The following is an 11,388-nucleotide window of genomic DNA, read 5'->3' as shown; positions in this document are numbered from 1 at the left end:
CTTTTGATGCACTTTAAAATTAAGCTTTATGTAGTTAATATATGGTTGGTTACGATAATTAACCCATATTTACTTTTTTACGTTGACGTGCAGAGATTATACCAGCAACAGCTAGGGCGCCTAAGCTAATGACAGTGCCAGGTTCAGGAACACTTACACGCATTGATACACCATCGCCAGTTTTAGGAAATAATTTACTGTCATGATTGCCAAGTTGAATTACAAACGAGCTAACATCGTGGATAGTGATTGTCTGTCTGTTGCTATCGGCGCCAGCAACAGCATTAATTGTAGTTGCCTTACCATTAACTTCCAAAATGGTTGTACCTTTGTCTTCGACGTCAAACAAATCAAAGGTCACGGAACCAATATTTTTACCAAGAAAATCAAACTTGAATCTACCAACTTCTAATTGACCCTTTTCAAAAGTGCTTGTTAAACCAAGCATTGCTGAGGGACGAATCCAGAGTTGATTTAGATTTGGGTTTGTGCCTGCATCTTGTTTATTAAAAATAATACCGAAACCGTAATCGTTTTTAGTGCTGCGGTCATCAACATATATGCGGCTTTCAACAAATTTAGGACCCTTGTTATCAAAATCGTATTTTAAGCTGGTTACTGTATAACCAAAAGGTAATCCATTCGCAGCAGCAGCAGTAGTATCAATACACTGAGTAGCATTAAGACAACCAAGATTTGTTGTTTGAATTTCACCTTCTCTATTAGGTACTAAGGAAGTTGCATTTGCTGTAGAAGCAAAAGTAAGAACACTTAAGCCAAGAGTTGTTGCAGCGAAGATTTTTGCGAGTAACATAGCTTTTTGCATAGTTGTATGTACGTGTTTTCTCTGGTTGATATTTGCTATGTTATTTCCGCCTACGTGCAATCGTCATCCTTTTTCTATAAGGTTTATATCAATTTGATATTAGTAACAATATTTGGAAAATTACATAATTCACATGTGTCATTTGATAACAGTATATAAATATATAAGGTTACAAAAGTAAATAGACTAGTATATATTTTTACTGACAAAAGAAAAATTTTTAACACTGGATATTTAAATTTTTTAAAGCAAGTTACTTTATTGATGAAGAGTAATTAATATTACTTGGTTGTTTTCAACATATCATTCTTGAAAAAGCTTGTAAATGTGACACTTTTCAAAGTGGTTGAGTCGCGCATGGGTATTTACTGCTATGTATAGTATACGCAGGTGGTATTATTATTTACCTTATTAGGGACAGAGAGGAGTATTTAACAGGCAGGATGCCTGTTCCACAAGAAGTGCATTAGTTGAAGGCGCCTAGAAATACCTATAGATAGTGGTTCAGTAAGGCTTATGTTGAAAATTCCGCAGTTAAAGTCAAAATACCAGCCTATTCGCCGTACTCCAACGTTGTTACAGATGGAAGCGGTAGAATGTGGCGCCGCTTCTTTGGGGATGATATTGGGATATTATGGGCGAATTGTGCCGCTTGCTGAGTTGCGTACTGCTTGTGGCATATCTCGTGATGGTAGTAAGGCTTCTAATATTATTAATGCGGCTAAAAGTTATGATTTACAGGCGAAGGGTTTCAAAATTAATTTAGAAGGGTTACGACAGGTAGCTTGTCCTTATATAGTGTTTTGGAATTTTAATCACTTTTTAGTTGTCGAAGGTTTTAGTAAAAAGCAAGTTTTTCTCAATGACCCCGCAACTGGGCGCCGTGCTGTTTCAGTAGAAGAGTTTAGTGCGGCTTTTACTGGGGTTGTATTGGTATTTGAAAAAAGCCAGGTATTTAAGAAGGGGGGTCATAAGCCAAGTTTATTTTTGGCGTTGTACTCACGGGTGCAGGGTAGTTTTGTACCATTGCTATATTGTGTGCTAGCTGGGTTTTTTGTTGTATTACCTGGTTTGGCAATGCCGACGTTTTCACAGTTTTTTGTAGACCAAGTGTTAATTAATAACCGCGAAGAATGGATACGTCCTTTAATATTCGGGATGCTGTTTACTGCTTTAATTAGTGGTTTATTGACAAGGTTACAGTTACAGCTATTACGACGACTGAAGATTAAACTCGCGATGAGTATGTCGAGTAAGTTTATTTGGCATCTGCTGCATTTACCTGTAAGTTTTTATGACCAGCGGTTTGCTGGAGAAATTAGTAGTCGTATTCAACTTAACGACCGTCTCGCGAGTTTGCTTTCGGGGAAGCTTGCTACAACCGTAATTTCTGCTGTGATGGTGATTTTTTATGGTGTTGTGATGTGGCAATATGACCGCGTGTTAACACTGATAGGTGTTGCATTTGTTGTTGTGAACCTTGTTGCTTTACAATGGGTGGCAACATTAAGAGTCGATACAAATGTACGGTTGATGCAGGAACAGGGCAAAGTGAGTGGGGTAGCAATAGCAGGGTTACAAAGTATGGAAACCCTAAAAGCTTCGGGTTTAGAATCTGACTTTTTCAACCGTTGGGCTGGATATTATGCTAAATCTATCAACGTCCAGCAAGATATGGACAGTCTCAACCAAGGGTTAGGAACTTTACCTGCGTTTTTAACTGGTATTGCTTCAATGTTACTGTTATGTGTGGGTGGTTTGCGAGTTATGAATGGCGCCCTCAGTATTGGGCAACTTGTAGCATTTCAAGCATTGATGCAACAGTTTATGCAACCTGTTAACCAGTTGGTCAGTTTGGGGGGAGATTTACAAGAACTTGAAGGTAATTTAAATCGACTCGATGATGTTTTAGGAAATGCGACAGAGGAAAAGAGGGAAAGGGGTAACGGGGAAAGAAAGTCACTTATTCTCGATAATCCTAAACTAGAGGGATATCTTGAACTCCGTAATATTACCTTTGGTTATAGCAAAACGGCGCCTGCTTTGATTGAAAATTTTAGTCTTTCACTCAAACCTGGACAACGTGTAGCTTTAGTAGGTGGTAGCGGTTCTGGAAAATCTACCATTGCCAAACTTGTAGCTGGGTTATATCAACCTTGGTCGGGTGAAATTTATCTAGATGGTAAGCCAAAAAACAAGATACAGCCTCAAGTTTTGGCAAATTCGATTGCTACGATTGAGCAAGAGATTATGTTATTCGGTGGTAGTGTACGCGATAACTTAACTTTGTGGGATAGTACCATTCCTGATAGTAATTTAGTACAAGCTTGTCGTGATGCTGCGGTACACGATATTGTTCAGTCTTTACCGGGTGGATATAATGCAGATTTACTAGAAGGCGCCACGAACCTTAGTGGAGGACAGCGACAAAGGTTAGAGATAGCTCGCGCACTAGTTAATAATCCATCTATATTATTAATGGATGAAGCCACAAGTGCGTTAGATACAGAAACCGAAAAGATTATTGACCAAAATTTACGTCTACGAGGTTGTACCTGTTTAATAGTCGCCCACCGTTTGAGTACAATTCGCGACTGTGATGAGATTATAGTGTTGCATTGCGGTAAAGTTGTGCAGCGAGGAACCCATGATGATTTGAGTAAAGTTGAGGGGTATTATTTAGAACTGGTTAAAAGTGAAGGTGGAACATTAGAATAGCACTAATATCTTTACACAATAAGAGACTTCCAAAAATTTAATTATCCTGTATTGTGGAATGGGCATCCTTGCCCGTTTAGATATCAGGGCGGCGCTAGAACACCTACCAAATCGGTCTGTTTGTAATAAACGAATTGCTCCCTCAAACCTTCTACGAAGGGCGCCGCGCCAATCACCGTCTTCTAAGTGTTCGATTAGTGACATCGTTGTTAAGTACTCTATAACTACAGGTGTTTTGCCTATGTATAATGGCACTTTAATGGTGCCATGAATATTCAAGAAGGCGCCTGTTGTCCTTACAGCATTCTGTGAAGGTATTTATGAACATCATTACAACTCCAATTGCCAATAACACTTTGACTATTGCATCGTTTCTGACAGGCGCCACACTCAGCAGCATCTTGATAGGTTGGTTGGTAAAAACCGGGAGTTTACCGCTCAAAACAATGATGGCATACACTGAGGGACAATTACGATTTATACGGGTTTGGGTGAAAATCGCTTTAGTTATTGGAGTAATTGTTCCACTTGTACTGTTAATAACTTCATGGTCGAATTCTATCGTTCGCCAATTTCTGGTCAGCTATATTGTAGTGGTTGTAGTTCAATTGGTCTGTGAAGTTAGTTTTAGCCGTTGGCTTGTCAAAAGTGTTGTTGTTGTTATTGGAACTATTTACACAATTTTTCGCTTGTGGCAAGTTTGGGAAGGATTGCACTTAACTTCTTATAGTCAACCTGAGCTAGGTTTGTTATGGCTAGTTATGTTGTTCTGGGTGGCTAATATAATAATGCTAATTTTCATGGCGATACCCAGTATTCTTCCAGACAAGAATGAAAATCAACCTTTTTCGCCTTGAATATTGTTAAAGGTAAATATCAGGTAAGATACCTATGAAGGAATCGGAATACTGTTCCGAGATACAGTTGCACTTTTCTTGTAGTTATTTTGCACTAAATATGATTTCGGCGCCCTGAATAACTACAAAAAGTTTGCCAACTACAGAGTTCTAACTACACCAACAAAAAAACAGGCGCCAATCGATTGTTCTCGTTAAATTGGCGCGCTCTAATAAATAAGTAGTAAAAGCCTTCAGTCGGTGCCAAGTACTTCAATGAGATGTTTGCTAACAAGGTCGGGTCGGGATAGGAACGGGTGGTGACCAGTATGCAGGTCGATTGAGCGCTTCGCCCTGGCGGCATGGAAGCGTTGTAGGGCTTCTGAGGTGCTGCGGTCTTCTGTGCAAACGAGGTACGTCGAGGGTCTGCCCTGCCATGCCGCCTTGGTCGTCTTAGTCCCGAAGGCGCGTACAGACTGCGCGGTCAGGCGCTCCCACGCCCCGGCTTGAGTTTGTTCGTCTGTCAAGTCCTGCCAGAAGCGGTCGCCGAGCGAGGAGGCGGTGTAGCCGGCAAGGCGAACCGTGCCATCGTCGTTCGGCGCAAAAGAAACCGGGTCTTGTTCGCCGCTCATGATGTCGGCTTGCGACTGCCCGATGTCTGGCAGGTACGAGGTTATGTAGACCAGATGACGAGCGGCTGGGTGGTCGGCGCCTTCCGCGATGACCGTGCCGCCGTAGGAGTGCCCGACAACGATGGCAGAGTCCACATCGTCGAGCGCCCTTGCAAGCGCCTGGGCATCTTCAAGCAAGCCGGCGGTACCGGGTGGAGCTAACTCTCCGCAGGATGGCAACTCGACCGCGCGGCTCACAACACCAGTCTGCTCATGAATTTGCTCGGCAACCCGCCGCCACCACCAAGCGCCGTCGCGGACGAGTGCGCCATGCACAAACAGTATCTCCACCATTTTCGTGTTTCCATTCAACTAATTTCCCCCAAGAGCAAGTGGGGAGGCATCTTGATCTAACCCCAGATTTGGCTTACTGTCCAGACCTTGTTTGCAAAACATAGCCGATTAAAGCGATGAACTGCTGTAATCGCTGTAATAACAGTGGTGCCGTTTTTCATTGCTCATTGCATCCTGAACTCATATTCTTATAATTAAAGTTAAGAGGCGCCAACGACTGTTAAACACTTTTAGTTTTCTTGTTCAATATCCTTATTGCACAAAAAGACAATAAAGCAAGTAAACTAAGCGTTAAAGATGGTTCGGGTACAGGAATAACTTTCCTATCAGTATAAATAATTCCAATTGGGCGTAAAAGTTTATCGTTAGTTGGCACAAACACCGAACCGCTGTTACCTTGCGATGGTAATGGTTTACCAAGTAGCGCATCATAACGTAGAATGGCGCCAAGGTTTCTACTGTTCGCTGTATTATCAAACCCAACACTGTAAAGGATATTATTATTATTTAACGTTAAACTACCAATGAAGTTACTAGAAGGTACGCTATCAGTGTAGTTAGTAGATAAAGTATCAATTAAAGCTCCTGTTTTCGAGTCGTAACGTCTAATATCATTTGCAAAATCGCTCACAAACAAATCATCACCAGCACCAAAAGCTAACCCTAAAAAACTAACAAAACCAAAACTGTCAGGTGATGGTGCTGGTTGGTCTACAAATACGGAAGATGTTTTTGTCGCGACATCAAAGCGTAATACTTGAGAAGGTAAACCAAAGCTAAAATCTGGTTTTCCATCTACTGCCACGCTACCTTGAGTTGTAACGTAGAGATTTCCATCAGAATCAAATAATAAACCGTTAGGACCATTTAATCCCCCAGCTTTACCATTACCTTGTACGAACACATCAATAAAGGCGCCTGTTTTACCGTCGTAGCGTAAAATTTGGTCTGTTAGAAAACTACTCACATAAAGATTACCGTCAGGACTAAATGCCTTACCATAAGGGCGAATCAACCCACCACCACTTGCAAAAGTATCAATGAATTTTCCAGTTGTTCCGTCGTATCGAAGAATCGCAGAATTTTCCTTAGCGTCTCCACTCGACACATAAAAGTTACCATCTGGACCAAATAACAAACTATCCGGTGCCTTCAACCCTCCGCTACCCGGTGTAATAAACTCACCCAAAAAGTTACCGCTTTCTTCATCGAATAATACTACATTGTCACCTCTTGTATTTCCGATTAGTAGAGCTGCATTCGCAGTTTCTAATCCAATACCTAAAGTCAACGTAGTTGCAGTTAATGTAGCTTGGAGCAGAATTTTGCTATTCATGATAGATGTTGTATGGGTGACGCATTAATTAAGTAGAAATACTATAATGACTTTTAGAGGTAAAGTCATTTAAATCCTGCTAAATTCACTGAATCTTGATTTTACGTGTGGCGCCACTCAAATTGTTATTGTTCATTACACATCCACAAGCAGCTAGCCTAACTCTGTATTAATAGTGATAATCAATACGCAAATATAACTACAAGTATATGCGAACAGATTCAGGCGCCAATCTCTACGATTTATTCATATAAGGCGCCATATCCTTCTTTGTACTTTTAAAAACAAAGCAGAATGTACATCAATCAACTAGCTAACTGCTGGATATCTGTGTATATTTGTCTACTCACGGATTACATACAAATCTTAACTATTACAGTTTAAGTTCAATCTGTGTTGTTGAAACATAAATACAGCTATCTGGGTAGTGTAGTGAGAAAGGCGCCTGTAAAATGTTCGCTCGGTAGAAATTTTGGGAAATCTATGTGTAGAACATTCACTAAATTATTGTTTCATAAAGAACCTTAAGAAAACATAAAAATACTACCATTAGATAGCTTTACAATTTCTACCCCAGATTCGCTTGAATTCGTTGTACAGCGTTTGGATGCAAAAATAGCATGAAAATCATTCAAATTATCCTTGTAGAATTATTTTATGGTTAAAGTTGTTACCGTCAATATTTTGTTTGACATGGAGTGTTGGGAGAAGCGAAGTAAACTTCTCGTTGATGAGCTTAAACTAATAAATGCAGATTTAATCGCATTACAAGAAATTAATATTCAAGAACAAACAGGTGATTGGTTAGCACAGCAACTAAATATGCCTTATATGTACTTAGTTCCTTTTCAAGCACCACCATATAAAAATGGGCCTGAATATGGAATTGGTATACTGAGTCGCTATCCGTTTGTTTTGCAGCAACAGCTTGATTTACAAAGTCAAGGGCGCCTAGCTCAGTATGTACTTGTTTATATAAATAATCAACCATTGATATTTTGTAATGGACATTATTACTGGCAACCTGGTGCTACTCCTGCACGAATGGAACAGTTTAAGTTACTTGTAGATTGGTTAAGTGAGTTACCTTTACTGCCTATAATTGCCGTCGGAGATTTTAATGCAACACCCGACACACCAGAAATAGAATTTATACGTGAACATTTTATTTCAGCTTATGCAGCACATCACGGTCACGAACCTGAATACACTTGTCCTACACCTTTAAGCAAACCGAATAGAAGTTTAACCCGTAAAATCGGGCGCCGTGTAGTGAATATATTAGTACATCGTAAAATTGAACCGTGGCGCGGAACGCTAGACTATATATTTATTAACCAGCGTTTACAAGTTCATAACTGTGAATTGATACTTACCAAGTCGGCGCCAGATAACGAGCAAATTTATCCATCTGACCATTTTGGCATAGCTGCCGAACTTGAAGTTACTCTATAACTATAATAATTACTTAATAGCTATATAAATAGTAAAAACAACTAGAAACCGGGTTTCTTTGTTGAGATGTTGTAACCAAAATGATGATTTGTCTGCGACAATGAATGCGTAGAAACCCGGTTTCTATATTAAAAATATAGCAACATGAGAAACTCCACAGGCGCCTTATTCAAACCAAACGTTAAAGCTGCTTTTGCTGAATTTATAGGAACCTTTTTCCTAACACTAGCTGCACTTTTGGGTGGTACACCTTACGCAGTTGGTTTAACGCTTGCAGCATTTGTTTACGCAGTTGGAAGTATTTCAGGCGCCCATTTAAACCCAGCCGTCACTATTGGTCTACTTGTAAATCGAAGTATTACGGCTAGTACTGGTACATTATATATTGCAGCCCAAATCCTTGGTGCGTTGTTAGCGCGTTCGTTGGGTAACTTAGTCGGTGTTTTGGCGCCGTATTATTTTGCTGCAAACAGCTTGGCAGAATTTGTTGGTTTTGGTATTTTGATGCTAACAGTTTTAGCAGTTTATGAAAAGAATGTTCCTTCTTCTGGTAGTGGTATAGCTATAGGTGCAGCCTTAACTGCTGGATTATTAATTAGTAAAGGAATATTAAATCCAGCAGTTGCAATTGCCATGAATCAAACGCTGTCACCAGCAACTTGGGCTACAGTACTAAGTGGTATTGTGTTTACAGTACTATTCAGACTCTTTGTCCACAGACCACAAACAACAATATAAACTCTTGTGGAACGGGCATCCCTGCCCGTCCCAGTACTAACCTAGTTACCCAAGACTTCCTTTTTAGTCGAGTCTATATTTTCTGCTAGTTCCTTACGAGCAGAACTATTGAGTAAGTAGCGGTAAACAAACCAACCAGTATAACCCATTCCTATTAACTCAAAAATTGGTTTTACTAAAGGAATGCCATTGATGGCGCCTATAACTGCCAAGCCGACACGGAGTACTACAATGCCAACTACAAGTGCAACAAAGCTAAGGACAGGAAGTTTGTACTCTTGATAGAAGCGATTAACGTTGCTTGGTAGCTCTGCGAGAAAATTAGAAACTTGTTGAGTAATGCGTTGCACTTGGCTATCGAATTGAGAAGTTGCTTCGTTTTGAAGCTTAGTAGCATATTCTTGTTGTTTGGTTTGTTCTTGAGTTTCCATAATTGACTCCTTTGTTCTAGTTTTTGTTCTAGTTTTTTCTACTGTTGGTTATTCACCACCTTAGTCTTAGCACTAGCTACGGTAACTTTCATCTCTTCACGCGCACGAATATCGGCATTTAACTGCTGGCGCCTGATTTGACTTTGGGCATCATTTTTAGCTGCATCAGTTGCTTCTCGGTCGGTTATTTTAGTAGTTACATCAGTACAGCAGCACCAATAATTAAAAAACAGCTAAAAAGAAACGGAACTACTTTTTCATAGTAACTTCAGTATTTAGTTATATTCTCAATTTATTTAACTATATCTCCTCATATTTAAGCGAACTTATCATCAATCAATTGAATGAAACAGTATCTCTCAAAAGTTAGAATACAATGTTATGTAACATACATTAAATGCTAGAACATAGTCACAATTATTAATAATTTGCTTAGTACTTTAGTCCTATAATGACTTATCTATAATTGACATAGAATGCTAGAAACTAGTCACAATTTTATAGTTAATCATTATAATGGTATCTGTAAAACCAGATTTTGAGAAATATTATTACCTTACATGCTGATATAAGCATCAAATTGAGCAAATATTAATAAATATTAAGAGTGTTTTATACCTGGAGATAAGGGCGTTTCATTCTCTAGAAAGATGGCTCATGGGTTTTAGATATTTAATATTGTTAGTAAATAACCCTAGAGAAAATAACTAATGGCACTCCATAAAATTAGCGATTTCGACACAGACTACCATAACACTATTCAAGGTAAAGACATTAAAGGAATGGGTGTCTATAGCCGAAGCAGTGATGAGAAAATTGGCACAGTCAGTGATATCCTAGTCGATGACCAAGGACAGTTCCGTTATCTACTTGTTGATTTAGGCTTTTGGATTTTTGGTAAGAAAGTATTACTTCCACTTGGTCGCGCTCAAGTTGATTCAATAGAAGAGCGTGTGTATACTGCGTTAACTAAAAAGCAAGCAGAAGATTTACCTGAATTTAAGGATGATACAGTACTAGACTACGACTACGAAGAGCGAGTACGTGGAGTATATCGTACACCACTCGAAGCCTCGGCGCCTCTGGGTGGAGTTGGACGTACCACCCCAACTTACGACCGCAATACTTATAACTATAGCCAAGACGCTGATTTATACGACACCAGCGTACAGGATGATACAACTATTAGACTTTATGAAGAGCGCTTAGTAGCCAACAAACAGCGTCGTAAAGCTGGTGAAGTTGCAATTGGTAAGCATGTTGAAACAGAAACCGCACGTGTAGCAGTACCAATTGAGAAAGAGCGAGTAGTTATTGAGCGTGTCACCCCCGCAGATGCAGGTAGAGTAGTTACTGGTGATGCAACAGCATTCCGTGAAGGTGAAATAGCGCATGTAGATATTTACGAAGAAGTTCCTGACATTCGTAAAGAAGCGGTAGTACGAGAAGAAGTTCGTGTCCGAAAAGTTGTAGACCATGAAACAGTCGAAGCAACTGAAACAATTCGTCGTGAAGAATTGGATATAGACACCGACGGTAGAACTGTCGTTAATAAACAAGACCGCATTTAATCAAAAAAGTTAAAAAATCTTTACATATCAAGGAGGTAAAGCGTGAAAATAATTCAGCATTTCCGTCGTATTTTAACAGCATTTGCATTAGTGCTACTACTAACAACTACTAGTGCATGTAGCTCAGTACAAGCAAAACAGCCAACATCACAGCTACCAGGTGCAACATATAGCAATAATTACTCACAGTTAGAACTGGGTAATACTGCACAAGGTCAAGACTTTGGCAACTGGGTAGTATCAACAGCAAAAGGAATCGTCTCTGATGCTTTTGTGCGTGATAACAACAAATTAGGTGTTGTAATTACACCTCAAGTTCGTCCAGCAGAAGTAAGACCATTGGCAAAATCTTTAGTGCAAGGTTTCCACAAGAACTTTCCAAATCAGGACTTGACGGTTTTAGTATACGCACCTGATAAAAAGCTGATTTTAACAGCTAAGTACGATACTCAGTCAAATCAAATCGCGTACAACTCATAAAACGATTTTGATTGACTTCAAACAAAACAAGA

General features: G+C 39.6%; 10 protein-coding genes. 6 read left to right on the top strand and 4 right to left on the bottom strand.

The genetic code is table 11. The features are described 5' to 3' along the window. Nucleotides 1-58: 58 nt before the first annotated feature. Nucleotides 59-826 (bottom strand): LEVG family PEP-CTERM protein, encoded by a 768-nt coding sequence (locus DSM106972_RS35875; protein ID WP_127085166.1) that lies wholly within the window; start codon nucleotides 824-826, stop codon nucleotides 59-61. 516 nt (nucleotides 827-1,342) lie between these two features. Here DSM106972_RS35875 and DSM106972_RS35870 point away from each other — a divergent pair. Both DSM106972_RS35870 and DSM106972_RS35860 read left to right on the top strand, forming a co-directional pair. Beyond that, complete coding sequence (locus tag DSM106972_RS35870) at nucleotides 1,343-3,544, top strand: NHLP family bacteriocin export ABC transporter peptidase/permease/ATPase subunit (RefSeq protein ID WP_127085165.1); 2,202 nt, start codon at nucleotides 1,343-1,345, stop codon at nucleotides 3,542-3,544. 320 nt (nucleotides 3,545-3,864) lie between these two features. Then, nucleotides 3,865-4,401 (top strand): hypothetical protein, encoded by a 537-nt coding sequence (locus DSM106972_RS35860; protein ID WP_127085163.1) that lies wholly within the window; start codon nucleotides 3,865-3,867, stop codon nucleotides 4,399-4,401. A gap of 233 nt (nucleotides 4,402-4,634) precedes the next feature. Here DSM106972_RS35860 and DSM106972_RS35855 read toward each other — a convergent pair whose 3' ends face one another. Beyond that, on the bottom strand, nucleotides 4,635-5,363 hold the full coding sequence (locus tag DSM106972_RS35855) for an alpha/beta hydrolase (RefSeq protein ID WP_201800830.1): 729 nt from the start codon (nucleotides 5,361-5,363) through the stop codon (nucleotides 4,635-4,637). 202 nt (nucleotides 5,364-5,565) lie between these two features. Continuing rightward, nucleotides 5,566-6,681: a Vgb family protein gene (locus DSM106972_RS35850; RefSeq protein WP_186538832.1), complete on the bottom strand. Its 1,116-nt coding sequence runs from the start codon at nucleotides 6,679-6,681 to the stop codon at nucleotides 5,566-5,568. A gap of 657 nt (nucleotides 6,682-7,338) precedes the next feature. Between DSM106972_RS35850 and DSM106972_RS35845 the strand changes: the two genes are divergently transcribed. Beyond that, the gene (locus tag DSM106972_RS35845) at nucleotides 7,339-8,136 is read left to right on the top strand and encodes an endonuclease/exonuclease/phosphatase family protein (RefSeq protein ID WP_127085162.1); all 798 of its coding nucleotides are present in this window, start codon (nucleotides 7,339-7,341) and stop codon (nucleotides 8,134-8,136) included. Nucleotides 8,137-8,280: 144 nt separating this feature from the next. Continuing rightward, nucleotides 8,281-8,874, top strand: a complete 594-nt coding sequence (locus DSM106972_RS35840; RefSeq protein ID WP_127085161.1) for an aquaporin — start codon at nucleotides 8,281-8,283, stop codon at nucleotides 8,872-8,874. Nucleotides 8,875-8,915: 41 nt separating this feature from the next. Here DSM106972_RS35840 and DSM106972_RS35835 read toward each other — a convergent pair whose 3' ends face one another. Continuing rightward, nucleotides 8,916-9,305, bottom strand: coding sequence for a CAAD domain-containing protein (locus DSM106972_RS35835; RefSeq protein WP_127085160.1), 390 nt, complete (start codon nucleotides 9,303-9,305; stop codon nucleotides 8,916-8,918). 710 nt (nucleotides 9,306-10,015) lie between these two features. Here DSM106972_RS35835 and DSM106972_RS35825 point away from each other — a divergent pair. Together DSM106972_RS35825 and DSM106972_RS35820 are read left to right on the top strand one after the other, a co-directional pair. After that, nucleotides 10,016-10,876 carry a DUF2382 domain-containing protein gene (locus tag DSM106972_RS35825; RefSeq protein WP_127085159.1) on the top strand — a complete coding sequence of 287 codons (861 nt, stop codon included), beginning with the start codon at nucleotides 10,016-10,018 and terminating at the stop codon, nucleotides 10,874-10,876. A gap of 42 nt (nucleotides 10,877-10,918) precedes the next feature. Continuing rightward, complete coding sequence (locus DSM106972_RS35820; RefSeq protein ID WP_127085158.1) at nucleotides 10,919-11,356, top strand: hypothetical protein; 438 nt, start codon at nucleotides 10,919-10,921, stop codon at nucleotides 11,354-11,356. Nucleotides 11,357-11,388: the final 32 nt, after the last annotated feature.

Origin of the sequence: Dulcicalothrix desertica PCC 7102, from assembly GCF_003991905.1 — a bacterium.
Lineage (GTDB): Bacteria > Cyanobacteriota > Cyanobacteriia > Cyanobacteriales > Nostocaceae > Dulcicalothrix > Dulcicalothrix desertica.
This window is presented reverse-complemented; position numbering and strand designations above follow the sequence as displayed.

Excerpts from the sequence above, each read along its gene's own strand:
- DSM106972_RS35875 (WP_127085166.1), bottom strand. The coding sequence starts at position 826 with ATGCAAAAAGCTATGTTACTCGCAAAAATCTTCGCTGCAACAACTCTT.
- DSM106972_RS35870 (WP_127085165.1), top strand. The coding sequence starts at position 1,343 with ATGTTGAAAATTCCGCAGTTAAAGTCAAAATACCAGCCTATTCGCCGT.
- DSM106972_RS35860 (WP_127085163.1), top strand. The coding sequence starts at position 3,865 with ATGAACATCATTACAACTCCAATTGCCAATAACACTTTGACTATTGCA.
- DSM106972_RS35850 (WP_186538832.1), bottom strand. The coding sequence starts at position 6,681 with ATGAATAGCAAAATTCTGCTCCAAGCTACATTAACTGCAACTACGTTG.
- DSM106972_RS35845 (WP_127085162.1), top strand. The coding sequence starts at position 7,339 with ATGGTTAAAGTTGTTACCGTCAATATTTTGTTTGACATGGAGTGTTGG.
- DSM106972_RS35840 (WP_127085161.1), top strand. The coding sequence starts at position 8,281 with ATGAGAAACTCCACAGGCGCCTTATTCAAACCAAACGTTAAAGCTGCT.
- DSM106972_RS35835 (WP_127085160.1), bottom strand. The coding sequence starts at position 9,305 with ATGGAAACTCAAGAACAAACCAAACAACAAGAATATGCTACTAAGCTT.
- DSM106972_RS35825 (WP_127085159.1), top strand. The coding sequence starts at position 10,016 with ATGGCACTCCATAAAATTAGCGATTTCGACACAGACTACCATAACACT.